Origin of the sequence: Streptomyces sp. SKN60, from assembly GCF_026236535.1 — a bacterium.
Lineage (GTDB): Bacteria > Actinomycetota > Actinomycetes > Streptomycetales > Streptomycetaceae > Streptomyces.
The window spans coordinates 43551-70359 of the sequence record NZ_JAHTMW010000021.1 but is presented as its reverse complement, the minus strand read 5'-3'; the positions used below and the strand labels follow the sequence as shown (position 1 = coordinate 70359).

25 protein-coding genes are annotated in these 26809 nt (G+C 74.3%); 11 read left to right on the top strand and 14 right to left on the bottom strand.

Going from position 1 to position 26809, the window contains the following annotated elements:
* Positions 1 to 7: 7 nt before the first annotated feature.
* Positions 8 to 2710: a hypothetical protein gene (locus KV205_RS29215; protein WP_265867712.1), complete on the bottom strand. Its 2703-nt coding sequence runs from the start codon at positions 2708 to 2710 to the stop codon at positions 8 to 10.
* 215 nt (positions 2711 to 2925) lie between these two features.
* On the opposite strand from KV205_RS29215, the gene KV205_RS29210 reads away from it, so the two are divergent.
* Positions 2926 to 3411: a hypothetical protein gene (locus tag KV205_RS29210; protein ID WP_265867711.1), complete on the top strand. Its 486-nt coding sequence runs from the start codon at positions 2926 to 2928 to the stop codon at positions 3409 to 3411.
* Positions 3412 to 3500: 89 nt separating this feature from the next.
* Entirely contained in the window at positions 3501 to 4181 is a 681-nt protein-coding gene (locus tag KV205_RS29205) for a DUF305 domain-containing protein (RefSeq protein WP_265867710.1), read from the top strand.
* A gap of 72 nt (positions 4182 to 4253) precedes the next feature.
* Here the strand turns inward: KV205_RS29205 and KV205_RS29200 are convergent, their stop codons facing one another.
* The 5 genes from KV205_RS29200 to KV205_RS29180 all read right to left on the bottom strand — a co-directional run bounded on the left by KV205_RS29200 (position 4254) and on the right by KV205_RS29180 (position 11627).
* Positions 4254 to 7937, bottom strand: a complete 3684-nt coding sequence (locus KV205_RS29200) for a choice-of-anchor D domain-containing protein (protein WP_265867709.1) — start codon at positions 7935 to 7937, stop codon at positions 4254 to 4256.
* A gap of 239 nt (positions 7938 to 8176) precedes the next feature.
* Positions 8177 to 8581, bottom strand: a complete 405-nt coding sequence (locus KV205_RS29195) for a VOC family protein (protein WP_265867708.1) — start codon at positions 8579 to 8581, stop codon at positions 8177 to 8179.
* Between the two features lie 45 nt (positions 8582 to 8626).
* The gene (locus KV205_RS29190; RefSeq protein ID WP_265867707.1) at positions 8627 to 9148 is read right to left on the bottom strand and encodes a protein phosphatase; all 522 of its coding nucleotides are present in this window, start codon (positions 9146 to 9148) and stop codon (positions 8627 to 8629) included.
* A 26-nt stretch (positions 9149 to 9174) separates the two neighbouring features.
* Positions 9175 to 10164, bottom strand: coding sequence for a hypothetical protein (locus KV205_RS29185; RefSeq protein WP_265867706.1), 990 nt, complete (start codon positions 10162 to 10164; stop codon positions 9175 to 9177).
* Positions 10161 to 11627, bottom strand: coding sequence for an NAD(P)/FAD-dependent oxidoreductase (locus tag KV205_RS29180; protein ID WP_265867705.1), 1467 nt, complete (start codon positions 11625 to 11627; stop codon positions 10161 to 10163). Before KV205_RS29180 ends, KV205_RS29185 begins: the two co-directional genes overlap by 4 nt.
* A gap of 122 nt (positions 11628 to 11749) precedes the next feature.
* On the opposite strand from KV205_RS29180, the gene trxA reads away from it, so the two are divergent.
* Positions 11750 to 12124, top strand: coding sequence for a thioredoxin (gene trxA, locus KV205_RS29175; protein ID WP_265867704.1), 375 nt, complete (start codon positions 11750 to 11752; stop codon positions 12122 to 12124).
* A gap of 117 nt (positions 12125 to 12241) precedes the next feature.
* On the opposite strand, the gene KV205_RS29170 is transcribed toward trxA, so the two are convergent.
* The 3 genes from KV205_RS29170 to KV205_RS29160 all read right to left on the bottom strand — a co-directional run bounded on the left by KV205_RS29170 (position 12242) and on the right by KV205_RS29160 (position 15085).
* The gene (locus KV205_RS29170) at positions 12242 to 13429 is read right to left on the bottom strand and encodes a thiolase family protein (protein WP_265867703.1); all 1188 of its coding nucleotides are present in this window, start codon (positions 13427 to 13429) and stop codon (positions 12242 to 12244) included.
* Positions 13430 to 13604: 175 nt separating this feature from the next.
* A complete protein-coding gene (locus KV205_RS29165) occupies positions 13605 to 13898 on the bottom strand; it encodes a hypothetical protein (RefSeq protein WP_265867701.1) in 294 nt (97 codons plus the stop codon).
* 116 nt (positions 13899 to 14014) lie between these two features.
* The gene (locus KV205_RS29160) at positions 14015 to 15085 is read right to left on the bottom strand and encodes a LacI family DNA-binding transcriptional regulator (protein WP_265867700.1); all 1071 of its coding nucleotides are present in this window, start codon (positions 15083 to 15085) and stop codon (positions 14015 to 14017) included.
* A gap of 139 nt (positions 15086 to 15224) precedes the next feature.
* Between KV205_RS29160 and KV205_RS29155 the strand changes: the two genes are divergently transcribed.
* From KV205_RS29155 to KV205_RS29145, 3 genes are all read left to right on the top strand, one after another.
* Positions 15225 to 16463 (top strand): MFS transporter, encoded by a 1239-nt coding sequence (locus KV205_RS29155; RefSeq protein WP_265867699.1) that lies wholly within the window; start codon positions 15225 to 15227, stop codon positions 16461 to 16463.
* A 46-nt stretch (positions 16464 to 16509) separates the two neighbouring features.
* The gene (locus KV205_RS29150; protein WP_265867697.1) at positions 16510 to 16731 is read left to right on the top strand and encodes a hypothetical protein; all 222 of its coding nucleotides are present in this window, start codon (positions 16510 to 16512) and stop codon (positions 16729 to 16731) included.
* Between the two features lie 82 nt (positions 16732 to 16813).
* Positions 16814 to 18232, top strand: coding sequence for a flotillin family protein (locus tag KV205_RS29145; RefSeq protein ID WP_265867696.1), 1419 nt, complete (start codon positions 16814 to 16816; stop codon positions 18230 to 18232).
* A gap of 77 nt (positions 18233 to 18309) precedes the next feature.
* Here KV205_RS29145 and KV205_RS29140 read toward each other — a convergent pair whose 3' ends face one another.
* Both KV205_RS29140 and KV205_RS29135 read right to left on the bottom strand, forming a co-directional pair.
* Positions 18310 to 18693 (bottom strand): hypothetical protein, encoded by a 384-nt coding sequence (locus KV205_RS29140; RefSeq protein WP_265867694.1) that lies wholly within the window; start codon positions 18691 to 18693, stop codon positions 18310 to 18312.
* Positions 18694 to 18764: 71 nt separating this feature from the next.
* Complete coding sequence (locus tag KV205_RS29135; protein ID WP_265867693.1) at positions 18765 to 18935, bottom strand: hypothetical protein; 171 nt, start codon at positions 18933 to 18935, stop codon at positions 18765 to 18767.
* Positions 18936 to 19056: 121 nt separating this feature from the next.
* On the opposite strand from KV205_RS29135, the gene KV205_RS29130 reads away from it, so the two are divergent.
* On the top strand, positions 19057 to 19473 hold the full coding sequence (locus tag KV205_RS29130) for a type II toxin-antitoxin system PemK/MazF family toxin (protein ID WP_265867692.1): 417 nt from the start codon (positions 19057 to 19059) through the stop codon (positions 19471 to 19473).
* Between the two features lie 33 nt (positions 19474 to 19506).
* Here KV205_RS29130 and KV205_RS29125 read toward each other — a convergent pair whose 3' ends face one another.
* On the bottom strand, positions 19507 to 20346 hold the full coding sequence (locus tag KV205_RS29125; RefSeq protein WP_265867691.1) for a TIGR02452 family protein: 840 nt from the start codon (positions 20344 to 20346) through the stop codon (positions 19507 to 19509).
* A 151-nt stretch (positions 20347 to 20497) separates the two neighbouring features.
* Between KV205_RS29125 and egtA the strand changes: the two genes are divergently transcribed.
* From egtA to egtD, 4 genes are read left to right on the top strand one after another with little or no spacing between them, the layout of a single operon-like run.
* The gene (gene egtA, locus KV205_RS29120; RefSeq protein WP_265867690.1) at positions 20498 to 21766 is read left to right on the top strand and encodes an ergothioneine biosynthesis glutamate--cysteine ligase EgtA; all 1269 of its coding nucleotides are present in this window, start codon (positions 20498 to 20500) and stop codon (positions 21764 to 21766) included.
* Positions 21763 to 23079: an ergothioneine biosynthesis protein EgtB gene (egtB, locus tag KV205_RS29115; RefSeq protein WP_265867689.1), complete on the top strand. Its 1317-nt coding sequence runs from the start codon at positions 21763 to 21765 to the stop codon at positions 23077 to 23079. The genes egtA and egtB overlap by 4 nt, the downstream gene beginning before the upstream one ends.
* Positions 23079 to 23831, top strand: a complete 753-nt coding sequence (egtC, locus tag KV205_RS29110; protein ID WP_265867688.1) for an ergothioneine biosynthesis protein EgtC — start codon at positions 23079 to 23081, stop codon at positions 23829 to 23831. The genes egtB and egtC overlap by 1 nt, the downstream gene beginning before the upstream one ends.
* Positions 23828 to 24793: an L-histidine N(alpha)-methyltransferase gene (gene egtD / locus KV205_RS29105; RefSeq protein ID WP_265867687.1), complete on the top strand. Its 966-nt coding sequence runs from the start codon at positions 23828 to 23830 to the stop codon at positions 24791 to 24793. Before egtC ends, egtD begins: the two co-directional genes overlap by 4 nt.
* Here the strand turns inward: egtD and KV205_RS36580 are convergent.
* Positions 24688 to 25947 (bottom strand): lysophospholipid acyltransferase family protein, encoded by a 1260-nt coding sequence (locus KV205_RS36580; protein WP_374214740.1) that lies wholly within the window; start codon positions 25945 to 25947, stop codon positions 24688 to 24690. The two genes, egtD and KV205_RS36580, sit on opposite strands and share 106 nt — an antisense overlap.
* A complete protein-coding gene (locus KV205_RS29095; protein ID WP_265867686.1) occupies positions 25944 to 26789 on the bottom strand; it encodes a GNAT family N-acetyltransferase in 846 nt (281 codons plus the stop codon). The genes KV205_RS36580 and KV205_RS29095 overlap by 4 nt, the downstream gene beginning before the upstream one ends.
* Positions 26790 to 26809 lie beyond the last annotated feature (20 nt).

Here is a 26809-nt window from a genome sequence, read left to right as displayed (position 1 = left end):
GGACGCCTCAGAGCTGCTGGCCGGTCTTGGGGTCGTACACGACCTCGACCGCCACGACCTGGTCGGTGGGCAGGACCTCCACCCACTGGTCGAAGATCCGGTACGGCTCGGCGGGCCGGAAGCCGCCGGCGAGCGGGTCGAAGCCGGTCTCGAAGACCTGCTCGGCGGCGAGGGTGTTGGGGACGCTGGTGTTCGCCGCCTCCAGTTCGGCGGCGAGGAGTTCGAGGACCCGGCCGATGGTCTGGTCGCGGTACGCGTCGGGGTCGCCCTCCTGCCAGGCGTACGGCTTGTCGAGCGCGGCCTCGCCCTCCACGCCGGCCTTCGTGAGCCAGCCCAGGGCCTCGCGCTCGTGGCCCGGCCGGATCGGCAGAACGGCCTTCACCCAGGCCGAGTTGAGGAACTCGTTGCGCCGCTCGTCGCCGTCGGCCTGGACCAGCCAGCCGAGCGAGCTGCCCATGGGCGCGGGCCGGGAGTCGGGGGTGAGCAGATAGTCGACCCGCCATTCCTTCGCGGGCATGGGGGCGTGGGCGTCGGGCGCGTTGTGGGAGCTGGTGCGGGAGTACGCGGTGAGCACGGTCTCGCCGGCCAGCGGGTCGTCGGCGTCGCCCTCCCAGCGGGCGGGCGGCACCGGGTAGCGGCCCAGCGAGTCGGCCGTCGCCGGGGCGGAGACGTCGTCGGGGCGCCAGAAGTCGGGCGAGACGAAGTAGAGCATCTGGTCGACGTCGAAGATCTGCCGGATCAGCTCGGCCTCCAGGTGCGCGTCGGCGGGCTCGAACAGGCTGAGCTGGTCGACGAGATGGGCGAAGACGGAGTGCCGCTCCTCCTTGCGCAGGTCCTCGGCGGGGCGCGGCTCGACCTTGCTGAGCAGCGTGGTCCGCTCGCGCACGGCCGCCGCGTACGCCTTGCGCTGGAGGGCGGCGACCTCCTTCTCGTACTGGGCGAGCGCGGCCCGGTAGGCGACGTCGGCCGGGTTGACGGCGGGCGGCTCCCAGCGCAGCTGGAGGGTGAAGGTGATGACCGGGGTGCCGCCGAAGTGCACGTTGTCGGCGCGGACCTGGAAGCGGCCGGTGTCGGGGCGCTGGATGACGTACTTCACGAGGAACTTGGCGTCGGTGCCGTGGCCGTTCTTCGCGGAGACCAGCTGCACGAAGTCCGGGTTGGTGCTGAGGGTGTAGCCGGGGGCGGGCGGGATCGCGCCGTAGTCGAAGTCCGCGACGATGTACTCGTCCTCCTCTCCGCGCCACATCCGGTCGAAGCCCTCCTGGCGGCGCCAGTCGGCGTCGCTGTGCGGGGCGTTGGTGCTGTCCGGGTGCTCGGCGATCGGGAAGGTGCCGGTGAAGGTGGACAGGATCGGGGTGAGCGGCTCGGGCGGCTCCGGCTTGCGCAGCACGGTGAGATCGGGCGCGGGCACGATGTCGACCAGCTCGCCGAGGCCGAGCACCCGGCCCGGCGCGTTCACGAAGACCTGCCAACTCATCCGGGTGCCGATGTGCTGGACCTGTACGCCGACCTTGCGCATCTTGCGGCGCAGCTCGTAGTTGGCGAGCCGGTCGGTGGTGTTCTGCACGACATAGCGGCGGCTGGACGTGTCGGTGGTCTCGGTGACCGTCTTGAAGGTGGTCGTGAAGTTGCGCCGGATCTCGCTGCTCACCTTGGAGCTCTGGGTGCGGGTGTGCTTGTGGGTGAGCTCGGAGGACTTGGCGGTGGTGGACTTGCTGGCGAAGCTGGCGCTGGCGTCGGCATGGTAGATCCCGGCGAAGGAGGCGCCGCCGGCGGCGCTCGCGCCGAGGCTGGTGTCGTTGGCGTTGGACTCCTTGACCGCGTCGGCCACGTCGTTCTGGTCGGTCAGGGTCTCCTCGGACTTGCGGACGGTCTCCTCCGACTGGCTCGCGGTGCGCTCGACCAGGGTGCGGCGGGTGCTGGTCTCGACGAGCTCGACCATGCCGCCGGGGCTGAGCCACAGGTGCCCGGCGGGCGCGCCGAGGAAGGTGTCGAACTCGTAGAAGTACTGCCGGAACAGATTGACCAGGCCGACCGGCGACAGGATGCCCTCGGTGGGCGGCTGCTCCCCCGCGAGGCGGGCGAGCGCGGCGAGCTCCGGGTGCTCCAGGCCGCGCGCCGCCGGCCCGGTGAAGGCCGCGGCGGCCGGACGCGGACCGTGCGACGCGGCGAACCGGCCCGCGCTGCCGTAGCCCAGCCAGCCGGGCAGCGGCTGGTAGACGCCGAACAGCTCGCTCGCGTACGGCAGGGTGCCGGCGAACTCGGTGACCGGCCGCCCGGCCCGCACCGGCCCCGGCACCGGCGCGGTCAGCACCCGGGACGGGCCGGCGGGGCCGCCGGGCGTGGTGGCGAAGGAGGTCACGGTCCACGGGCGGCCCGGGTCGCGGACCACCAGGAGCAGATCGCGCTCGGACTCGGTGGGCGGCGCGACGAAGGAGATCGTCACGGGACCGGTGCCGGTCACGGTCCGGCCCGCGTACTGCCGGCCCGAGCCGGGGTCGGCCTCGACGAAGGCGCCGTCGAGCGCCGGCACCCCGGGGAACAGCGCGGGGTCGCGCAGGTCGACGTCGGCGGGCAGGGCGAGGGCGACCCGCTGCCCGGGGTGCAGGTCGGCCGGAGTGGCGGGCTGCACCCGGTAGGACCAGATCTGATACCAGGAGCCCGCGGTGGGGAGCGGGGTCCGTCCGGCGAAGGTGACGACGATCGACATGCGGGTGCCTCCCGGCGTGTCGGGCCTCCGGCGCTGGGGCCTTTCGTGATCAGGGTCGGGGCGGGGAGGGGCCGGTGTCACCGGGGTGGCCGGTGTACGCCACGGGGGTGACGCCGGGGCCCGGCCGGGCGCCCCGGGCGGGTACCCGTACGGGGTATCAGGTACGGTCGGTCGGGACGGACCGACGGATCGAGAGGGCGGAAGGAGGAGCGGCCGTGCACACGGGACGAGAGCACAGCGGCCGGACACGCGCCGGCGGCGCCCTGGCGCATCTGCTGCTCGTCGTCGTGCTCGCGCTCGGTGTGTTCGTGATGCACTCGGTCGGCCACCCGGAGGGCTCCTCCGGCGGTGGTACGGGCGGGGCGGCGGCCCACCACGACGCCGCGGTCGCCCCCGAGGCCCACCAGGCCCACCAGGACCGCCAGGACCGCCAGGCCCACCACGAGGCCGACGCCCCCGCCTCCGCTCCCGCCTCCACCCCCTCGTCCTCGCACGACTCCGGCGGCGGGATGGACATGACCACGCTGTGCGTGGCGGTCCTCGGGGCCTGGCTGCTCGCCGCGCTCGTCCGCGCCGCCCTGCGGCGCGCCCGCCGGGACCGCACCGTCCCGTCGCCCGCCCGGCTCCTCGCGGCCCTGCGCCCGCACGCGCCGCCGCCCCGGCCGCCGGACCTCGCCACGCTGTCGATCCTGCGGATCTAGGCCGTACGGCCCCGCGGGCGCTCGTCGATGCCTGCCCGCAGACTCGCACGACCGACCACAGGAACGACACCACACGAGGTGGGACACCCATGCGTGCCATCAGGAACGTCAAGAACACCAAGAACGTCAAGAACGTCACGAACACCGCCGCCCGCCGGCTCGCCGTGACCGGCGCCGTCGCCGCGGCCGGGCTGCTGCTCGCCGCCTGCGGCGGGTCCGGGGACGGCGACTCCATGAGCGGGATGGACCACGGCGGGAAGACCTCCGCCTCGGCCTCCGCATCCGCCGGCGCCGGCTCCTCCGCCGGGTCCTTCAACGACGCGGACGTGATGTTCGCGCAGATGATGATCCCGCATCACGAGCAGGCCCTGGCGATGGCGGAGCTCGCCGACGGGCGGGCCGAGGACGCGGAGATCAAGAAGATCGTCGGGGCGATCGAGAAGGCCCAGGACCCCGAGATCCGGAAGATGAAGTCCTGGCTGAAGGCCTGGGGCAGGCCCGAGGCGATGGAGGGTGGCGGCCACGCCGGCCACTCCATGGCCGGGATGATGTCCGGCGCGGAGATGAAGGAACTGGCCGCCGCGAAGGGCCGGGACTTCGACCGCAGGTTCGCCGAGCTGATGATCGCGCACCACGAGGGCGCGGTGAGCATGGCGAAGAGCGAGCAGCAGGGCGGCGCCGACCCGGAGGCCAGGAAGGTCGCCGACGACGTGGTGCGGACCCAGGCCGCCGAGATCGCCCAGCTGAAGCAGATCCTCGCCCGGCTCTGAGCCCGCACCCGCCGGTGCTCCGGCCGGTGCGCTGCGGCCGGTGCGCTGCGGCCGGTGCCCTGCGGCCGGCGGTCAGTAGCCGATCCGCACGCCGCTGACGGCGTGCCGGTCGGTGCGGCCGCCGGTCGCGCCGGAGAAGCCGACCAGGACGTTCTTCGGGAGGGTCACGGCGACGTCGATGACGCGGGTGCCGTCGACGCTGATCTGGAGGCGTCCGGTGCTGGTCACGACGGCGTCGACGGTGTGGCTGCCGGAGCGCAGGTTGGGCACGTTGGTGGCGGTGGCCGCGTAGCGGAGGGTGTCGGCGGTGCCGCCGGTGGCCACCGCGACGAAGTTCGCCGAGGGGTCGGCCGTGCCGTTGTCGTAGGTGTCGAGGGTGACGGCGACGCCGGGGAGCCCGCTGAAGCCGAGGCCGCCGCCTCCGGTGCCGAGGGACTTCGGGGTGGCCCGGGTGGCGTCGAGGAGCAGCAGGGCCAGTCCGTCGGCGCCGGTGCCGCCGCCGATGGTCGCGGTGAAGCGGGCCTTGAGGCGCGCGGTGGGGACGGCGGTCGCCTGGAGGGCGGAGCCGCGCTGGGCGGTCGCGGCAGGGGTGAGCTGGAGGGTGGTGCCGGAGAGGGTGGCGCTGCCGTTGTAGGTCCAGCCGTTGGGGCCGGGCGGCGGGACCGCGTAGGCGGTGGCGGTGACGCTGGCCTTGCGGACGGCGTGGATGTCGGTGAGTCCGCCGGTGGCGCCGGTGAAGGCGAGCAGGGCGGCCGGCGGGAGCGCGGCGACGGAGGTGCTGAGCCGCTGGGTGCCGTCGACGGAGACGGTGAGGGTGCGGCCGGTGACGGCGACGGTCACGGCGTGGCTGCCGGAGCGCAGGTTGGGAATGCTGGTGGTCGTGGCGGCGTAGGTGAGGGCGTCGGCGGTGCCGCCGGTGGCGATGCCGAGGAAGTTGGCGGAGGGGTCGGCCGTGCCGTTGTCGTAGGTGTCGAAGGTGACGGCGGTGCCGGGCAGTCCGCTGTAGCCGAGGCCGCCGCCTCCGGTGCCGAGGGCGTCGGGGGTGGTCCTGGCCGGGTCGAGGAGGGCGAAGGACAGTCCGTCGGCGCCGGTGCCGCCGCCGATGACGGTGGTGAAGGTGGCCTTGAGGCCGTCGGTGAGGACGGGCACGGGCCAGACGGCGGTGCCGCGCTGTGCGGCGGTGGCCTGGGTGAGCTGGAGGTCGCCGCCGGAGACCTGGGCGGCGCCGTTGAGCTTCCAGCCGCCGGCGTCGGGGCCGGGGACGGTGACTCCGGTGCCGGCGGCGCCGGTGCCGGTCAGGGTCTCGGACAGGGCGCCCTGTCCGTCGTCGGCGGTGAGCAGGTAGGCGGCGTTCACGGTGCCGAGGGAGGTGGGCGAGAAGGTCACGGACTGGTGGATGACGTCCTCGGGGCCGAGGACCTGGCCCTCGCTGACCGGGTCGGTGACGTGGAAGGGCGCGGCGGGCGCCTTGGCCTTGGTGATGGTGAGCGGGATGTTGCCGGTGTTGCTGATGTCGAAGGTCCTGGTGACGGACTGGCCGACCTTCACGGTCCCGAAGTCGGTGGAGGCCGGGGTGATGGTGAGCCGGGCCCGTCCGGTGACGGCGGTGCCCTTGAGGGCGACGGTGGCGGTGCCGTCGGTCCCGGTCACGGAGAGGTTCGCGGTGTGGTCGCCGGCGGCCGTGGGGGCGTAGCCGATCTGGACGGAGACGGACTGCTGGGGCGGGACGACGGTGCCGTTCGCGGGCAGTCCGGTGGCGGTGAAGGGGGCGCCGGGCGCGGCGGTCGCGGTGACGGTCTCGGCCTGGGTGCCGGTGTTGGTGAAGGTGACGCCGAGCGACTTGGTGGTGCCGGTGGCGACGGTGCCGAAGTCGAGGGCGGCGGGCGAGGCGAGGAGGCCGGGCCGGGTGCCGTAACCGGTGAGTCCGACCGCGCTGTCGCCGAGGTCGGTGGCGAAGGTGAGCACGGAGCTGTCGGCGCCGGGCGCGGTCGGGGCGAAGGAGACGGGCACGGAGTAGGTCTCGCCGGTGCGCAGGGTGCGCGGAAGTCCGGTCGGCCGGGTGGTGAAGGCGCTGCCGGCGGGTGTGGTCACGGCGCTGACGGTGACGTCGCGGGTGGCGGTGACGGTGGCGGTCGCGGTGCCGGTGGAGCCGACGGCGACCTGTCCGAAGTCGACGGGGCTGCTGGTGAGCGCGGTGTTGGCGGGGCGGCCGAAGGCGAGGACGTGGCCGTCGCGGGTGCCGACGTAGACCCGGCCTCCGTCGGTGGCGGGGACCGAGAACTTGGCCGCCGTGCCGATGGGCGCGGACCAGCGCAGCTTGAGGGTGCCGTTGACGGGGACGGCGTCGTACGCGCGGAGCTGGGCGTTCGCGCCGTTGGCGCCGTCCGCGGCGACCGCCCAGACCAGGGCGGAGCCGGCGTTGGTGCCGGTGGAGGTGAGGACGGGCGAGCCGGAGGTGTAGCCGAAGGTCTCCGGGCTGCGGCCGGTGTTGCTGAAGGCGGGCCGGCCGTCGCCGGTCAGCCCGTACGCGAAGGCGCGCAGCGGGCCGCGCGAGCCGATGGTGTAGACGTAGCCGCCCTGCCCGCCGTACGCCGCGGGGTGCCCCCACACCCCCTCGTACGGTCCGAAGGCGCCGAGCACCTTGTCCGTGCCGCCCGGGCCCTGGGCGCGCCCGCCGAGGTCGTCGCGGTCGAGGAGGAACAGGCGTCCGTCCTTGCCGATCTGGACGAGCAGGTTCGGGTGGGCGCTGGTCCCGAAGGGGGCGCCGGGGAGGGCGACGGGGCCGCCGGAGCCGAGGTCGGTGTCGTTGAGGTCGAGTTGATTGGCGTTGGCGGGGCTGAAGAAGTCCTGGGCGGACATGGTGCCGTCGCTGTTGACGCCGAGCCGGACCACGGACTCGGAGAGCTGGCCGGGCGGCGAGGTGCCGGGGCCGGGGGCCGGGGTCACGCCGTTGCCGGTGGAGAACAGGATCCGCCCGGGCCCGTCGGAGACGAGACCGCCGCCGCTCATCCAGATGCCGGCCATGCCGTTGGCGGAGGAGTCCTCGGTGGCCCAGAGGGTGGTGCGGCGGGTGGCGGTGTTCACGCCGAGGACGTAGCCGACGTAGGGGCCGTGGTCGCAGTGGGAGGCGAAGGCCGCGTAGACGGAGCCGCCCATGAGGAGCAGGCCGGGGCGCTGCATCGCGGTGTACGGGTTGAAGGCGCGCCCGGGGTCGTTGACGGGCGCCCCGGCGACCTTGACGGGCCAGCCGGAGCGCTCGGCGCCGGTGGCGGGGTCGAGTGCGTGCACGTACCAGCTCGGGTGCTGGTCGTCGGCGCCGTCGTTCACCTTGGAGGTGAGGTAGAGCGCCCCGCTCGCCGGGTCGTAGACGGGGGTCGAGGTGACGCCGATGTTCGGGACGAGGTCGCCGCAGCTGATGGCGGCGGCGGGCCAGGCGGCCCCCGTGCTCTTGGTCCAGTTGACCTTCCCGGAGGCCGCGTCGAGTCCGTACACCTTGTTGTTCTCGGTGGCGACGACGAGGGTCGAGCCGACGACGATCGGCTGGGCGTAGACCTGTCCGTCGACGGTGGTCGAGAACTGCTGCCCGAAGTCGGAGCTGGACACCTGGTCGGGCGCGAGGCCGGGCTCGTCCCGGTCCCAGCCGGTGCGGAAGGTGTCGTGCGAGATGGTCGTCTGGTCGGCGGCGAGGCGCGGGGTGGCCTGGACCGGGGCGGGGGCGACGGGTGAGGGCGTGGCGGCGGTCGCTGTGGGCAACATTCCGCCCCCACCCAGGAACAGACACAACGTCAGCGCTCTGGCGAGCGCCCTGCGGCTGCCGGTCATCTTCTCCGCCCTCGGATCCGCGCGTGGGGGCGGAGACCGGAAGCCGTCCCGCCGAGGGCCATGGTGGGGCGCGTCCGGGCCGCACGGCAGGGGTCACGACCCCGACATGGCCCGCTTCACTCCCTAGGGTGGCGCGAACGCCGCCCTCTGGACGGCGGGATGCCGTTCGTGTCCTACCCCCAGGTGCGGGAGCAGAGGACGAGCCGGTAGCCGTCGGGGTCGGCGACGGTGACGCCGTACTCGTCCCAGTACGGGTTGTGGGCCGCGACCCGGGTGCCGCCGGCCGCGACGAGCCGTTCGACCAGCGCCTCCTCGACGGGCTCGCCGAGATACACCACGAACAGGTCGTCGACGGTCGGGGCGGGTTCGACGGGCCGCTCGGCGTACGGGTCACGGGTGAGCTCGAAGTGCCAGCCGCCGCCCGCCGGGCCGACCATGAGCAGCTCGTGCTCGCCGGGGGCAGGGTCGGTCTTGCGCCACTGCACGGCGAGGCCGAGGCCGTCGACGTAGAAGCGCTCGGCGGCGACGAGATCGCGGGAGGGGCGGGCGACGCGGATGTGGGCGGTGGGCTCGATCACGCGCCCGACTCTACGATCCCGCCCCTGCGCCTCCCGCCGGCGGGGTTAGCGGGTGTCACCGGCGTCGCCGAGTCCGGTGAGCAGGGCGGCCGTCTCCAGGCCGGTGGCCAGGTATTCGACGAACACGCGGTTGTTCAGCGCCCACTTGGACCACCGGGCCCGTACCAGTTCCACTGCCGCACCGGCCTCGTGCCCGAGGTCCACGAGCGTCTGCGCGACGACGAGCCCCGAGCGGTTGTACCCGGAGCGGCAGCGCACCAGGACGGCACGGCCGTCCGCGACGGCCTGGGCGGCCCGCCGGGCGAGGCCGCGTGCGGCGAGGAGCTGGTCCGTGGCCAGCGGGGCGTCCGGGATCTCGGCGACGAGATGTTCGACGCCCGGGTGCGGGCCGTGCCCGTCGCGCCGGTACAGACTCACGACGAGGTCGAACTCGCTGCCGACGATCGCGGGCCGCGGCTCGCCTCCGGCGGGGGCCCAGTGATGCCCGCCCATCCACATCCCCGGCACGATCTCGTGCCAAGGAGCCTCCGGTTCCGGCTCACCGCCGTACTTCTGACGTGTCCTCAAGTCTCCTCCGGGTCCGGTGGTGGCTCTCATGCCTGGGGCGCGAGTTCCTCGAACGGCCAGGCGGGTGCGTCTGGGTGACGGATCGTCTGTTCTGCGTACCAGAGGATCTGTTCGGTGTGGAGGGCGGGGCGGGAGAGGCGGGCGAGGGAGGGGTACGAGGCGGGGATCGCCTGGGCCAGGGCGAGGGCTGCGGTGGCGTCGGAGGCGGGGTCGCCGGGGTGGGGGTGCGGGATGCCGTACCAGTCGGCGACGGCGTGGAGGGAGCGGGGGCCGGGGCGGTAGCGGTCGGTGTGGCGGTCGAGGACGAGGGGGTCGCAGACCGGCGCGACGCCGGCGGGGACCCGGGCGGTGAGTGGGGCGAGGCCGTGGCGGAGCAGTTCGGCGTGCAGGGTCGTCAGGACGTAGGGGGCGAACCAGACGACGAGGAGCTCGCCGGCCGCGAGGTGGTCGGCGACCAGGCCCGCGATCTCGTCGAGGGCGCGGGCCGGGAGCAGGGCTGGTTGCCGGGAGCGGCCGGATGCTGCCCTGGGGTCTGCGCTGCGGCCGGTCGTCCCGGAGCGGGGGTCTGCCGGGTCGCCAGGCTCCTGCTCAGCTTCGCGGCCCAGGCCGGTCGTCGCGGAGCGCGGGGCTCCCGGGCCGCCGGGGTCTCGCTCCGGAGCGTGGTCCGCCGGCTCGGCGTCAGGCCCGGAGCCGGTCACCCCGCTCGCGTCCACCGCCCACTCCCGCTCCCAGCCCTCGCTCGCCCGCAGCGCCGCCCCCGTGATGCGGTCGACGGCGAAGCGGTGGCCCGTGGTCGTGATGTCCAGGGAGAGGAGCGGGCGGTGGTGCCAGCCGGGGTGGTCCGTCGGTGGGGGCGGGCCGGGGGCCGGGGCGTGGTCTCGGTGGTAGACCTCCCAGCCCTTCGCGGCGTGGCGGAGCAGGCCGGTGCCCGCCGGGACCGGGGCGCCGCAGTGGGCGCAGGTGGCGTCGTACTCGTTGGCGCGCTCCCCGGCGGCCCCGGCTGTTCCCGGGCTCATGCCGAACCGGCCCCGTCCCGGTACGCCTCCAGGAGGCGGAGCCAGGCCTCGCTGATCGTCGGGTAGGCCGGGACCGCGTGCCAGAGGCGGGCGATCGGGACCTCGCCGGTGACGGCGATCGTGGCGGAGTGCAGGAGCTCGCCGATGCCGGGGCCCACGAAGGTCGCGCCGAGGACGACCTCGCGGTCGAGGTCGACGACCATCCGGGCGTGGCCGCGGTAGCCCTGCGCGTAAAGCCCGGCCCCGGCGACCCCGCGCAGGTCGAGGTCGACGGCGCGCACGCGGTGCCCGGCGGCCTCGGCCTCGGCGAGGCTCAGGCCGACGGCGGCCGCCTCGGGGTCGGTGAACACGACCTGGGGGACGGCGGCGTGGTCGGCCGTCGCCCGGTGCGGCCCCCACGCGACGGCGTCGTCCGTCTTCTCCGTCGCCCGCGCGGCGATCGCGGCGCCCGCGATCCGCGCCTGGTACTTGCCCTGATGGGTGAGGAGCGCCCGGTGGTTGACGTCCCCGACCGCGTACAGCCAGTCGAACCCGTCGACGAGCAGACTGTCGTCGACCGAGAGCCAGGAGCCCGGCTCCAGGCCCACCGTCTCCAGGCCGATGTCCTCGGTGCGCGGCCGCCGGCCGGTGGCGAACAGCACCTCGTCGCCCTCGACATGGTCGCCGCCGTCCAGGACGACGGTGACGGGGCCGGCGCTCCCGTCCCGTACGACGGCGGAGACGGACACGCCGGTACGGATGTCGGCGCCGCGCTCGGTCAGCGCGGCGGCGACGTGCTCGCCCGCGAAGGGCTCCATGCGCGGCAGCAGCCCGGCGCCCCGGACCAGCATCGTGACGTGCGCGCCGAGGGCCTGCCAGGCCGTCGCCATCTCGGCGCCGACCACTCCCCCGCCGACCACGACCAGGCGTCGGGGCACCCGTTCGGAGCTGGTGGCCTCGCGGCTGGTCCACGGCCGGGCGCCGGTGAGGCCCGGCAGCGGGGGCAGGACGGCGCGGCTGCCGGTGCAGACGGCGACGGCGTGCCGGGCGGTGAGCACATGGCGGTCGCCCTCGGCGCCCTCGACGGTCACACGGCGCGGTCCGTGCAGGCGGCCCTGGCCGCGGTAGAGGTCGGCGCCGGTGGAGCGCACCCACGACACCTGGCCGTCGTCCTGCCAGTTGCCGACCACCTCGTCGCGGTGCGCGAGCACCTCCTGGGCGTCCAGCGGGCTGTAGGCGTGGGCGCGCAGTCCGGCCACCCTGCGCGCCTCGGAGCGGACGATGGCCGGGCGGAGCAGCGCCTTGCTGGGCATGCAGGCCCAGTACGAGCACTCCCCGCCGACCAGTTCGCTCTCGACCACCGCCGCGCTGAGCCCGGCCGCCCGGACCCGGTCCACCACGTTCTCGCCCACGGGTCCCGCGCCCAGGACCACCACGTCGTACTCGCGCTCGTGCGTCTGCTCGTGTTCCGCCGCTCGTGTCATGAAGACCAGTCTGCGGGCGGCGGCCCGGATCGGCGCGGAATACCGCGGCCGGATACGCCGTTGTGCGGGACGAGTCCCCAGGGGACCGTGAGGCAACCGCCAGGAGACGGAAGGCAGGCAGCATGAGCACCGTAGAGCTCACCAAGGACAACTTCGACGAGATCGTGAGCGACAACGAATTCGTTCTGATCGACTTCTGGGCTTCCTGGTGCGGTCCCTGCCGTCAGTTCGGCCCGGTCTTCGAGGCGGCCTCGGAGCGCCACGACGACCTGGTCTTCGCCAAGGTGGACACCGAGGCGCAGCAGGAGCTGGCGGCGGCGTTCGAGATCCGCTCGATCCCGACGCTGATGATCGTCCGCGACAAGGTCGCGGTGTTCGCGCAGCCCGGCGCACTGCCCGAGGCGGCCCTGGAGGACGTGATCGGTCAGGCCCGCAAGCTGGACATGGACGAGGTGCGCAAGTCCATCGCCGAGGCGCAGGCCGGCGGCCAGCAGTAGGCAGCAGGCAGCAGGCACGGTCGTACGTACGCGAGGGGCGGCCCGGTGGACCGGGGCCGCCCCTCGCGTACGTCGTGCGGATGCCGTGCGTACGCCGTGCGCTGGCCGTACGTCCGGTCAGCGCTCCAGGACCAGCGCCAGGCCCTGGCCCACGCCGATGCAGAGCGCCGCGAGGCCGGTGCCGGAGCCGGCCGCCGCGAGCTGGTGCGCGACCGCGCCGGCGAGACGGGCCCCCGAGGCGCCGAGCGGGTGGCCCATCGCGATGGCGCCGCCGCGCGGGTTGACCACGGCTGGGTCGAGTTCCGGCCACTCGGCGAGGCAGCCCAGGGACTGGGCGGCGAAGGCCTCGTTCAGCTCGAAGGTCGTCAGGTCGCCGAAGCCGCGGCCGGACTTCTCCAGGGCCCGGCGCACGGCCTCCACCGGGCCGAGCCCGAAGAGCTGCGGCTCGATGCCGGTGGCGGCGGAGGCGCGGATCCGGGCCAGCGGTTCGCGGCCGGTCTCACGCAGGCCGGCCTCGTCGACGAGGAGCAGGGCGGCGGCACCGTCGTTGAGCGGGGAGGCGTTGCCGGGCGTCACCGTGCCGCCGTCAGGGCGGAACGAGGGCTTCAGGCGCGCCAGCGCCTCCAGCGAGGTGTTGTCGCGGATGCACTCGTCCCGTACGAGGTCCACGCCTTCGTACGGCACGACCTCGCCGTCGTACAGCCCCTTGGCCCAGGCCTCGGCGGCCTTCTGGTGGCTGGCGAGGGCGAAGGCGTCCTGGGCCTCGCGGCTGATGGCGTGCTTGTCGGCGACGAGTTCGGCGCCCTCGCCGAGGGCGACGGTCCACTCGGCGGGCATGCGCGGATTGGTCATGCGCCAGCCGAGGGTGGTCGAGTGGAGCTGCTGGTGGCCGGCCGGGAAGGCCCGCTCGGGCTTCTGCAGCACCCAGGGGGCGCGGGACATCGACTCGACGCCGCCGGCGAGGGCCACCGAGGCGTCGCCGAGCGCGATGGCGCGGGCGGCCTGGATCACGGCCTCCAGGCCGGAGCCGCAGAGCCGGTTGACGGTGACGCCGGGCACGGAGGTCGGCAGCCCGGCGAGGAGTACGGCCATCCGGGCCACGTCGCGGTTGTCCTCGCCGGCCCCGTTGGCGTCGCCGAAGTAGACGTCGTCGATCAGCGCCGGGTCGAGCTCCGGGGTGCGGGCGACGAGGGACTTCACCACGTGGGCGGCGAGGTCGTCGGGGCGGACGGAGGAGAGCGCACCGCCGAACTTGCCGATCGGAGTGCGGACGGCGTCGACGATGTAGACGTCGCGGATGCTCATCGGTTCTCTCCCACATGCCCTGTGTCGGAACGGCGCGGACGGGCGGACGGACACCGATGACGGAATTCGTTCGCCTGGTGAAGGCTTCTTCGCCCTCGCCCGCCCGAGTCTCCGCCCCTCCCGCGCCTCCTGTCAACGCCCACTTGCGCCTCCCGGGCGGCCCCTCGGCAGCCCGTCAGCTCTCACCCCCGGCCGAACGCCGGCCGGTTTCCGGTCCTCTGATCAGCGCCGTCAGGCCGTAGTCCAGCTCGCGGCCGTCGACGAGCAGCGCCTCCACGGTCCGCGTCTCGGGGTCGATGTCGGCCACCAGGCCGTGGCCCTCGTAGATCGGGTATCCGGTCTCGCCGGTGCGGCCGGTCGCCTCGACCACCGCCGAGCGGACGGCGCTGTCCTCCACGGACGCGGTGCCCCGGTTCTGCACGTGCGCCGGGACCAGCAGGATCTCGAAACGCTTCGGATGTGTGCTCATGGACCGACGCTAAGCCGCCCGACCGCGCCCCGCCGCCCGACCGGGCCCGCCTGCCGAGGCCGCCCAGCAGGCCTGCCGACGCGGGCCGCCCGACGCGGGCCTCGCGGCGCGGACCGTCAGCTGGACTCGCGCACGACCATCCGCGCATCGAGGAGCTCGTGCCGCTCCGGCCGCGTCCCCGGCTCGCGCACCGCGCGGTCCACGAGCTCGGCGAGCGCCTGGCCGCCGATCATGTCGATGTGCACCGTGCTGAGCCGGGGGCGGAGCAGCCGGCCGAGCACCAGGTCGTCCGAGCCGACGACGGCGGTCTCGTCCGGGACCGCGATCCCGGCGTCCTGCAGGGCGCGCATGAGGAGCATGGCGTACTCGTCGTTGTAGGCGAACACGCCGTCGAGGCCGAGTTCGCGCCACCGTGCGGCGAGCGCCGCCGCCGGCTCCTCCTCGTACGCCAGCGGGAGGGGTACGACGGTGGCCCCGGCCTCGGCCGCGGCGGCCCGCACGCCCTCCAGGCGCGGTACGGAGAACATCTCCAGGCCCGGCTCCTCGGGCATCACCACGCCGATGGCGCGGCAGCCGCGGGCGACCAGGTGGGCGCCGGCGTCCCGGCCGACCCGGGTAAGGTCCATGACGACGGAGTGGGTGCCCTCGACCCGCTGCGGGCCGACCGTGATCACGGCGCGGGCACCGGCCCGTTTGAGCAGGTCGACGCCGGACGCGGTCAGTTCGACGGGGCCGAGCGAGACCACCGCGACCGGCCGCAGCTCGGCCCAGGCGCGGGCCGCCTCGTCCCCGTCGAGGCCGACGCTGCCGTATTGCACGACGGTGTAGTCGAGGTTCCGCAGGGCCCACTGGAGTTCGTTGAAGAAGCGGCTGTAGAGCGGGCCGACCGGCACGTGCGCGGTGGGCATGAGCACCATCCGGCTGTGGCCGGCGCGCAGGCTGCGGGCGGCGGCGTGCGGGACGTAGCCCAGTTCCTCGGCGGCCTCGCGGACCCGGCGGCGGGTGGGCTCGCTGATCCGTACGGCCGCGGTGTTGTTCAGGACATAGCTCACGGTGGCCCGGGAGACCCCCGCGAGCCGTGCCACGTCGGCGCTGGTGGGGACGGAGCGTCCGGCAGACGACTGCCCCGCGGACTGCTGCCCGGCGGACTGCTGCCCGGCGGAGTGCTGCTTGGGTGACTGGCTCATCGATCCGGCATCTTTCCAGAACGATCCGGCGCAGGGTCTGGCGGATGGCCGGATTCGAGTGCTACACAAGGTTTACACGAGCCACTGACACGTGTCACCACTCTCGTCACCACCACCCCCATCACTCCCGGAGGGCACCGTGGCCCTTTCCTCCCCCGCCACATCCACCGCATCCGCCCCACCCCGCACCACGCGCGGCCTGCTGCCCCTGCTGCTCGCCGGGAACACCGCGATGTACGCGCTGTACATCGGCGTCCCCGGGCTGCTCCTCGCGCTGCAGATCGAGCAGATCGATCCGGCGAACAAGGTGGCCGACTTCGGCCTGGTCTCCGGCGTCTCGGCTATCTTCGCGACGATCTTCAATCCGGTGGCCGGCGCGCTCTCCGACCGCTCCGGGCGGCGCAATCCGTGGATCCTCACGGGCGGGCTGCTCGCCGTGCCCGTGATGCTGCTGCTCGGCAGTGTGAACACGATCCTGCTGGTGATGATCGCCTGGTGTCTCGGCCAGGCCGTGATGAACGTCTACCAGGCCGCCCTCACCTCCGTGGTGCCCGACCGGGTGCCGCTCGCCGCGCGCGGCAAGGCCTCGGCCGCCGTGGGCCTGGGACTGCCGGTCGGCTCCACGATCGGCGCCCTGGTCGGCGCCGCGTTCTCGGACCACTACCGCACCGGCTATCTGGTCTTCGGCGCGATCGTCGCCGCCACCGCCGTGCTCTTCACCGTCTGCGCCCGCGAGGAGCGCATGCCACCGAAGGCGCCGATGCCGGTCCGGGCCCAACTGGGCGCGTTCGGCAGCGCGTTGAAGAATCATGACTTCCGCTGGGCGTTCATCGGGCGGGCACTGCTCATCCTCGGCTACTTCGCGGTGGCCGGATTCCAGCTGTACATCCTGAAGGACCACACCGTGCTGCCGGCCGGTCTCACGCCCGAGGAGGCGGTGGCCGTGCTGATGCCGCTCAACTCGGTGGCGATGGTGGTCTCGACGGTGCTCGGCGGCTGGCTCTCGGACCGTTACGACCGGCGCAAGCTGTTCGTCGGCGCCTCCGCCGCGCTCGCCGCCGTGGCGCTGCTGATACCGGCGGTCTCGTCGAGCTGGACCGCGATGCTGGCCTTCTCCGTCGTCAACGGCCTCGGTTTCGGTTGCTACATGGCGGTGGACACGGCGCTGGTGACGATGGTGCTGCCGAAGGCGGAGGACGCGGCCCGTGACATGGGTGTGCTCAACATCGCCAACGCCGGTCCGCAGATCGTGGCCCCGTTCGTGGCCTCGCTGATCGTCTCGCTCAGCGGCGGCGGCTACACGGCGCTGTTCGTGGTGGCGGCCGTGCTCTCGGTGCTCGGCGCGCTCGCGGTGCGCCCGATCCGTTCGGTGCGCTGACCCGCTCCCGTACCGCCGAGGCCAGGTGCTGACGTACCGTTCGGTCATGGACGACGACGCTTCGATGGTGGGCCTGCTCGGCCGTGTGACCGGCACGGTCGGACCCGGCCTCGTCGGTGAGGTGATCGTCCGCATCCGGGGCGGCGCCGAGCACTTCCTCGCCTACCCCGCCACGGGGAAGGAGCGGATCGAGCCCGGCACGGTCGTGATGGTCATGGAACATCTCCCTCCGCGCACCGTGTATGTCACAGCCGCGTACGACAGTTGACCGATCCATTGAGCGCAGGGCGCACCGGGCGCACACTCCCTTCACCGGAACCGCACGGCTCCGGTGAAGGGGGACCTGTCCAATGAGCCTCGGGATCCTGGCGGGTGGCGTCGTCGGCGCCCTGGCCGTTCTGATCGCTCTGTTCAAAATGATGTGGCGCGTCGCCGAGCCGAACGAGGCGCTCATCATCTCGGGTTCGAACCACAAGAACGAAGGCTTCGGCGAGGGCATGGGCTTCCGGATCGTCACCGGCCGGGGCACGCTCGTCCTGCCCGGTGTCCAGGCGGTGCGGAAGCTGTCGCTCGACCTCAACGAGACGCAGTTGTCGGTGGAGTGCGTCACGCACCAGGGCATTCCGCTGAAGGTGCGCGGCGTGGTCATCTTCAAGGTGGGCGACGACTTCGTGTCGATCGCCAACGCCGCCCGCCGTTTCCTCGACCAGCAGAAGCTGATGTCGGAGCGGGTGCACATCGTCTTCGCCGGTCATCTCCGCGCCATCGTGGGCGGGTTGACGGTGGAGGACATGATCCGTGACCGGGAGAAGCTGACCGGGCAGGCGCGTTCGGCCTGTGGCACGGAGATGGAGAAGCTGGGTCTGATCGTGGACTCGCTGCAGATCCACGAGATCGAGGACCCGACGGGTTACATCAAGAACCTGGCCGCGCCGCACGCGGCCGCCGTGCAGCGCGACGCGCGCATCGCGCAGGCGGAGGCCAACCGGCGGGCGACGGAGGCGGAGCAGCAGGCCGCCGCGCGCATGTCGGAGGCCACCAGGGACAGCGAGATCCTGCAGGCCGGCTACCAGGCCGAGCGGGACCAGGCGGGCGCGAAGGCCCGCCAGGCCGGCCCGCTGGCGGACGCGGCCGCGCGCCAGGAGGTCGTGGTCCAGGAGACCCGGGTCGCCGAGCTGGAGGCCAACAGGAAGGAGCAGCAGCTCCAGGCGGAGGTCCGCAAGCCGGCCGACGCCCTCGCGTACGAGAAGCGGACGCTGGCGGCGGCCGAGCGCGACGCCCGGATCCTGGCCGCCGAGGCGGAGGCCCGCAAGACCGAACTGGCGAGCGCGGCGACGGCGACGGCGACCCGGGTGACCGGTGAGGCGGAGGCCGCCGCGGCCCAGGCCAAGGGTCTCGCGGTGGCCGAGGCGACCCGGGCGAAGGGTCTGGCCGAGGCCGAGGCGATCAAGGCCCGGGCGGCGGCGCTCGCGGAGAACCAGGAGGCCGTGGTCGCCCAGCAACTGGCCGAGAAGTGGCCGGAGATCGTGGAGGCGGGTGCCTCGGCGTTCGGCAACGTCGACCAGATGGTGCTGCTCAACGGCGCGGACGGGATGGCGGAGATGTTCGCCAAGGCGCTCACCATGGGCGGGACGGGTCTGGGCCTGGCCCGTCAGCTGCTCTCCAACATGAGCCCGAACGGTGCGGCGCCGGCCGCACCCGCCGCACCGCCGGCGGAGGCGCTGCCCGCGCCGCGGACGGAGGAGATCACGGTCGGCGACGACTCGTAGCGGGCGCAGCACAGGAAGGGTGCGGGTGTCCGGCCGGCCGGACACCCGCACTCTGTGCCGTCGGCAGTCCCCTGCCGTCAGCAGTCCTCCGCCTTCTTCACCGCGCCGATGACCATCTCCTGTCCGGCGCTGATGGCGGCGCCGGCCGCCGGGGTCTGGGTGCAGACCTTCCACTCCTCGGCGGCGCCGCTGTCGGTGGGAACGATGCGGCCCTGCCCCGAGACGTCCTCGAAGCGCATCGACCCGGACAGCTGCCCGTAGGCGCTCATGACGGAGCCGCCGACCAGGTCAGGCATGAAGCCGTCCTCGACCCGCACCGGCGCGGTGGGGGTGGACTTGGTGGGTGCGGCCGCGCCGCCCGGGCCCGCGTCCGGGCCGGGGTCCGTCGAGCTGCAGGCGGTGAGTCCGCCGAGTGCGAAGGCGGTCAGGACGAGGACGGCTCCGAAGGCGCTGCGGCGCATGTTCCCCCCAGGGACGAGCGTGAATGGAGGTACATCATCCACGCACCGTCCCGACGGCGGTCACCCGCCTGTCAGTTGTGCCCGAACTTGCGTTCCTTGCGGTGCGACGGGACGTCGATGGCCGGCCGGGGTGCCTCGGGCATGGCCGACTGCGTGCTCGACCTGGTCTCGGCCGGCGGCGTCCGGTGTTCGTGGCCGCCCGTTCGGGCGCCCTTGTTGACCCGGGTCTGTTTCTTGCCCACGATCGTGCCTCCCGTGGTCGGGGAACTTCCTCCCAGGCTCGCACGCGGGTACGAAAGCCGCATGTCAGGAGCCTCATGTCAGGCCGGGCGTGTCGGAGCGGCCAGACGCTACGGTGCCCGGATGACGCTGCCGATGAACTCCACCAGCGAGGCCGATCCGCGGGCGATCGGCCCGGTCCGCACCTCCTACGCGCCGGACCCCGACGGGGATCCCGACCCCGGGGAGATCGTGTGGACCTGGGTGCCCTTCGAGGAGAACGACGGGCGGGGCAAGGACCGGCCGGTGCTCGTGGTGGCGCGGGAGCCGGAGGGCACGCTGCTCGCCGTACAGCTGTCGAGCAAGCGGCACGACCACGACCGCGAGTGGGTGGCGATCGGTTCGGGGCCGTGGGACGCGGAGCGGCGGGAGTCCTGGGTGGACCTGGACCGGGTGCTGCGGGTGCGCGAGTCGGGGATGCGGCGGGAGGCGTGCGCGCTCGACCGGGCGCGGTTCGACCGGGTGGTGGCCCGGCTCGTGGAGCGTTACGGCTGGTCCTGAGCCTGACCCCGAGGGTGCCGGGGCGCAACCGGCCTAGCCGTCCTCCCCCGAGTGGCCGAGCACCCGGCGGAAGGCGCCGAGGGTGACCCGGTCGCGGGTGCGGTCGAGGATGCCGAAGACGATCTCGTCGAAGTGGCGGGCGAACCGTCCGTCACCGGTGAGGAGGTCCTTGAACGCGCCCGCGACCTCGGCGGGGTCGTTCTGGAAGACGCCGCAGCCCCAGGCGCCGAGAACCAGCCGGCGGTAGCCGTGCGCGGCGGCGGTCTCCAGGACGCGTTCGGCCCGGGAGGCGAGGGCGGCGGGGACGCGGTGGGCGAGCTCGGGGGTGCGGCGGCGGATCACTCCCGCGTTGGGCGCGGGTGAGGTGAGGAAGCCGACGGCGAAGGGCTCGTCCAGGAGCGCACCGCCGTCGTTGCGGAAGACGGGGACGGCCGGCGAGTGGATGACCCGGTCGGTGTAGAAGGCGTCTCTTTCCGCACGGTGGTGGGCATAGTAGTCGGGCGCGCGCAGCAGCGTGGCGTAGAGGGCGGAGGAGCGGCAGAGGGCCTCTTCCTGGGCCTGGGCGCCGTTGAGGTAGCCGCCGCCGGGGTTGCGGGCGGAGGCGAAGTTGAGGACGGCTACCGGTGCGTCCGGGTTCTCGCGCAGCATCCGGCGGGCGGCGGCGAGGCTGCTCTCGCCGGTGACGGCGAGGGCGGGCGTACGGTCGGTGCCGGGGGTGACGGGGACGGACTCGGGGCCGTACAGACGGGTTCCGGCCAGGGCCGCGGCCAGCGGCTCGGCGAGGGGGACGATCCGCCCGCCGGGCCCGGTGTACCGGCCTTCGGCGAGGATCCGCTCGTTGTCTCGGGCGAGGGCCCGCAGTCGTGCGCTCATGTCCCGGAAGCATGATCGACGCCGGTGACGGGCGGCAACGGAATTTGCGCCGTGAGTACGCCCGGGGTGCCCGCGGGGCGCGTGAGGCGCCCTTGCACGCCCGTGCCGGGTGGCTTTAGGTGGAAGCAGCGCTTTCCCAGGAGGTGGAGCGATGACGACACCGTCGTCGAGCGGCATACCCCGGGGCGGTCCTCCGCTGACCGAGGAGGAAGCCGAGGGCCTGCTGCGATGTATCTGTTTCAAGACGGGGCCGCCGCGCGCGGTCGGGGCGGAGCTGGAATGGCTCGTCCACGAACTGCGTGACCCCCGTCGTCCGGTGCCGCCGCGCCGGCTCGCCGCGGCGATCGACACCGTACGGGCCGTGCCGCTGGTGGCGGCCCTCACCTTCGAACCCGGCGGGCAGCTGGAGCTCAGCTCGCCGCCCGCCGCCTCCCTCATGGAGTGCCTCGACTCGCTCGCCGCGGATCTGCGGGCGGTCCGGGAGGCGCTCGCCCCGCTCGGACTCGGGCTCAGCGGTTACGGGGTGGACCCGTGGCACGCGCCGCGCGAGCGGGTGCTGCACGAGCCGCGCTACGACGCCATGGAGCTCGTCCTCGGCCGGACCGGTCCGTCCGGGCGGGCCATGATGTGCGAGTCGGCGTCCGTGCAGGTCTGTCTGGACGCCGGTCTCGACGACGACGGGCCGCTGGGCTATCGCAGCCGCTGGCGGCTCGCCCATCTGCTCGGCGCCGTCCTGGTGGCCGCGTTCGCCAACTCGCCCGTGCACGGCGGGCGCCGGACCGGCTGGCGGTCGACCCGGCAGGCGCTGTGGACGGATCTGGATCCGACCCGGGCGCTCGCCCCGTCGCCGGACGGCGAGCCGCGCGCCGAGTGGGCGGCGCACGTCCTGGACACGCCGGTGATGTGCGTGCGCACGCCGAGCGGCCCGTGGGCGGTGCCGGAGGGACTGACCTTCCGGGACTGGCTGCGCACGGGCGTGCCGCGCCGGGCGGACGCGGACGATCTGCACTACCACCTGACGACCCTGTTCCCGCCGGTCCGGCCCCGCGGGCATCTGGAGCTGCGGATGATCGACGCACAGCCCGGCCCCGACGGCTGGATGGTGCCGGTGGCGGTCACCACCGCCCTCTTCGAGGATCCCCGGGCCGCCGCGGCCGCCCATCTGGCGGTGGAGCCGCTGGCGGCGCTCGCCGGGGACGGCCCCGCGCCGCGCAACGCGCTGTGGCGGACCGCCGCCCGGGACGGGCTCACCGACCCGGCGCTGCACAAGGCGGCGCTGACCGTGTTCGAGGCGGCCCTGGACGCGCTGCCCCGGCTCGGCGCGAGCCCCGACGTGCTGGGCGCGGTGGCCGCGTTCCACGCACGGTACGTGGTGCCGGGCGGCTGCCCGGCCGACGAGCAGCTGGAGGTGGCCTCATGACCGCGCCCACCGAGCAGGACCTGAAGCAGCGGACTGTGGTGGCGCTGACCCGGGCCCGCGAGCGCACCGCGCTGCTCACCTCCTGCGTCGAGGACTCCGAACTGACCGCGCAGCACTCGCCGTTGATGTCGCCGCTGGTGTGGGACCTGGCACACATCGGCAACCAGGAGGAGCAGTGGCTGTGGCGGGCGGTCGGCGGCCGCGAGGCGCTGCGGCCCGAGATCGACTCGATGTACGACGCCTTCGAGCACCCGCGGGCCACCCGGCCGTCGCTGCCGCTGCTCGCCCCCGCCGAGGCGCGGGCGTACGCGGCGGACGTACGCGACCGGATCCTGCACGTGCTCGACGGCACCCGTCTGGAGGGCCGGCCGCTGGTGGACGCGGCCTTCGCCTTCGGGATGATCGCGCAGCACGAACAGCAGCACGACGAGACCATGCTGATCACCCATCAGCTCCGCAAGGGCCCGGCGGCCCTCACCGCCCCTCCCCCGCCGGCGACCGTGGACGGAGCTCCGGAGCAGCGTGAAGTCCTCGTCCCCGGCGGCCCGTTCACCATGGGCACCTCGGACGAGCCGTGGGCGCTCGACAACGAACGGCCCGCGCACACCCGGATCGTGGCCTCCTTCCACCTCGACACCGTGCCCGTCACCAACGGCGCCTACCAGGCCTTCATGGCCGACGGCGGCTACAAGGACGAACGCTGGTGGCGGGCCGAGGGCTGGGACCAGATCCGCCGGCACGACATCGAGGCCCCGCTGTTCTGGCGCCGGGAGGGCGGGCAGTGGCTGCGCCGCCGCTTCGGGGTGACCGAGCCGGTCGCCGAGGACGAGCCGGTGCTGCACGTCAGCTGGTACGAGGCCGACGCCTACGCGCGCTGGGCCGGGCGCCGGCTGCCCACCGAGGCCGAGTGGGAGAAGGCCGCCCGCCACGACCCGGCGACCGGCCGGTCCCGCCGCTATCCGTGGGGCGACGCCGACCCCACGCCCGTACACGCCAATCTGGCGCAGCGGCACCTGGGGCCCGCGCCCGCCGGGAGCTATCCGGAGGGGGCCTCGCCGCTCGGGGTGCGCCAGCTGATCGGCGACGTGTGGGAGTGGACGGCGAGCGACTTCCTGCCGTACCCGGGCTTCACGGCCTTCCCGTACAAGGAGTACTCGGAGGTCTTCTTCGGCCCGGAGCACAAGGTGCTGCGCGGCGGCTCGTTCGCCGTGGACCCGGTCGCCTGCCGGGGCACCTTCCGCAACTGGGACCTTCCGGTGCGGCGGCAGATCTTCGCCGGCTTCCGCACCGCCCGCGACGCGGAGCCCGCCTGATGTGCCGTCATCTCGCGTTCGTCGGGGCGCCGGTGGCGCTCGGCGAGCTGCTGCTGAGGCAGCCGCACTCCCTGGAGCACCAGTCCTGGGCGCCGCGCACCCAGGCCAGCGGGACGGTGAACGCGGACGGCTTCGGGGTCGGCTGGTACGCGGACGGCGATCCGGTGCCCGCCCGCTACCGGCGGGCGGCGCCGATCTGGGGCGATCCCGGCTTCGCGGACCTCGCCCGGGTGGTGCGCACCCGGGCGCTGCTCGCCGCCGTACGGGGCGCGACCCTGCCCGGGGCGGACGGCGAGGCGGCGGCCGCTCCGTTCGCCGCCGACCGCTGGCTGTTCAGCCACAACGGGGCGGTGCCGGGCTGGCCCGGTTCGCTGGTGCCGGTCGCGGCGACCCTGCCGGCGGCGGCGCTCCTCGACCTCGCGGCCCGTACCGACTCGGCCCTGGTGTGGGCGCTCGTGCTGCACCGGCTGCGCTCCGGGGCGGCGCCGGGCGCCGCACTCGCCGCGACCGTACGGGAGGTGGCCGGGGCGGCGCCCGGCGCCCGGCTCAACCTGCTGCTCACCGACGGCTCGACCGTTGCGGCCACCACCTGGGGGGACTCGCTCTGGTACCTGACCGGGCCCGGCCGGACGGTCGTGGCCTCCGAACCGTACGACGACGATCCGGCCTGGACGGAGGTGCCGGACCGCACGGTCCTCACCACCCGCCCCGGCGGGGTCGTCCTCACTCCGATCGAGGAGCCCTCCCCGTGAGCCCGTTCCACCTGACCCGCACCCTCGCCGAGGACGCCACGGACGCCGCGCTGCGCGCCGACGTGCTGCACGGCCTGACCCGTATGCCCAAGGAGCTGCCGCCGAAGTGGTTCTACGACGCGCGCGGCAGCGAGCTGTTCGAGGAGATCACCCGGCTTCCCGAGTACTACCCGACCCGGGCCGAGCGGGAGGTGCTGATCGCCCGCGCGCCCGAGATCGCGGCGGCGACCGGGGCGCGCACCCTGGTCGAACTGGGCTCCGGATCCTCGGAGAAGACCCGGCACCTGCTGGACGCGCTGCTGCCCGGCCTGGAGTCGTACGTGCCGGTGGACGTCAGCGAGTCGGCGCTCAAGGGCGCGGGCGAGGCGCTGCTCGCCGAGCGGCCGGCGCTCCGGGTGCACGCCCTGGTCGCCGACTTCACCCAGGGCATCGTGCTGCCGCCGACCACCGGTCCGCGTCTGGTCGCCTTCCTCGGCGGCACCATCGGCAACCTGCTTCCGGAGGAGCGGCGGGAGTTCCTGCGAGCGGTGCGCGCGGCACTGGTGCCGGGCGACGCGCTGCTGCTCGGCACGGACCTGGTGAAGGACGAGGCGACGCTGGTCGCCGCGTACGACGACGCGGCCGGGGTGACGGCGGCGTTCAACAAGAACGTGCTCGCGGTGGTGAACCGGGAACTGGGCGCCGACGCCGACCCGGCCGACTTCGACCATGTGGCGCTGTGGGACCCGGAGCACGAGTGGATCGAGATGCGGCTGCGGGCCCGGCACGCGCTCGCCGTGAAGATCCGGGAGCTGGATCTCGTGGTGCCGTTCGAGGCCGGTGAGGAGCTGCGGACGGAGGTCTCGGCGAAGTTCCGTCAGGACGGGGTACGGGCGGAGCTGACGGCCGCCGGGTTCACACCGTCCCGCTGGTGGACGGACGAGCAGGGGCGGTTCGCGCTCTCGCTGGCCACGGTGGTCTGAGCGGGGAGCCGGACGGCGCCGGGCGCCGGGTCCGGAACGGCCGCCGGGGCCGTGGCGGGCGCCGGAGCCGGTACGGACACCGCGGTCGAAACGACCGCCTCGTCCAGGACGGGCACCTGGGCTGTGGCAGGCGACGGGGCCGCAACGGACACCGGGGCCGCGGCAGGCACCGGGGCCGCAGCCGGAGCCGCAGCCGGAGCCGGAAGCGCGACGGCCGCCTCCGCGGCGCGCGCCAGGACGCGTCGGGCGAGGTCGCGCCGGTCCCGGGACTGGGGGTCGGGGGCCTGCCTGTCCGGGGCCTGGCGGCCCGGGGACCGACGGTCCCGGGGCCCAGGGTCCGGAGCTGGCTGCCACTCCGGGGGCCGGCAGCCCGAGGACTGACCGTCCCGCCCGCGCCCCTCCGCCTCCCCCGCCGGCGAGACCGGCTCCATCAGCCGTATCTCGGCGACGAGTCCGCGCGTGGTCGCGATCCGCCAGAGCGAGGCGCCGAGGGAGTCCTCGCCGACGTAGCCGGCGGGGCCGACGGGCGTGTAGTGGAGGCGTACGGGCTGGATCGCGGCCCCGGCGTCGACGGCGGCCTGGAAGGCGGCCGGCCGGAACGGGCCGCGGGCCCGGCCGCACCAGGTGGAGCCCTCCGGGAAGACGATGACCCGGCCGCCGGAGGCGAGCGCGCCGGCCATGGTGGCGACGGTGCCGGGCAGGCTCCGCAGCCGGTCGCGGTCGATGAAGACGGTGCCGCCGAGCGCCGCGAGCGGGCCGAGCACGGGCCAGCCGCGCACCTCCCGCTTGGCGAGCATCCGGCCCGGCAGCACGGCCGCGACCAGCGGGATGTCCAGCCACGAGATGTGGTTGGCGACCACGAGCAGCGGGCCCACGCCCGGCACGGGCCGGCCGGTGACCCGGATCCGTACCCCGAAGGCCCGCAGCACTCCGCGGCACCACAGCCGGACCAGGAGGAGCCGGCCTGCGGCGGGCAGCGGGGCCGCGAGCGGAGAGAGCAGCACGCCCAGGAGCACCGCGGCGAGCCCGGTGGCCAGCCGCAGCGCGCCCGCGGCGGTGCCGCCGCGCGGGGCGGCGGCACCGGGGTGGGCGGCACACCGGCCGGGCGTGCACGGTGCCGTGGGGAGCCACGGCGAGCCGGCCGTGGTGTTCACCGGCCGGGGGCGAGCGGGGCCGGGGCGAGCGAGAGGAAGTGGCGCAGGTAGCGGGGGTTGGTGCGGCGCAGCGAGAGCAGCACGTAGAGGTCGGCGACGCCGAAGTCGGGGTCGTGCGCGGGGGCGCCGCAGACCCAGGCGCCGAGCCGCAGGTAGCCGCGGAGCAGCGGCGGCAGGTCGGCCCGGCTGCCGGCGGCGGGCGGGGCGGCGCTCTCGGGGGTCCACAGACGGTGCGGGGTGACCCAGTACTCCTCGGGGGCGAGGTGCTTGGTCCTGACGGTGTCCCAGGTGGTGGCGGCGAGCGCGCCGCCGTCGGCGAGCGGGACGGAGCAGCAGCCGGACAGCCAGTTGTGGCCGGTGCGGGTCATGTAGCGGGCGAGGCCGGCCCAGACGAGGGCGATGACGGCGCCGTTGCGGTGGGCGGGGTGGACGCAGGAGCGGCCGACCTCGACCAGGTCGTGGCGGATGGGGGCGAGCCGGCCGAGGTCGAACTCGCTCTCCGAGTAGAGCCGGCCGGCGACGGCGGCGCGCTCGGGCGGCAGGATGCGGTACGTGCCGACGACCTCGCCGGTGTCCTCCTGGCGTACGAGCAGGTGGTCGCAGTAGGCGTCGAACGCGTCGCTGTCGAGGCCGGGCTCGGGGCCGTCGAGGCGGGCGCCCATCTCGCCGGCGAACACCAGGTGGCGCAGCCGCTGGGCGGCGCGGACGTCCTCCTGGTCCCTGGCCAGGCCCACGACGTAGCGGGGCTGCGGCTCGCCGCCGGCCCGCGGCTGGGCCGGGACGGCGGCGAGGGGCGCGGCCAGGGGTTCGGCGACGGGCTGGGCGAGGGGTACGGCGGCCATGTCGGGCTCCTCCGGCGGTG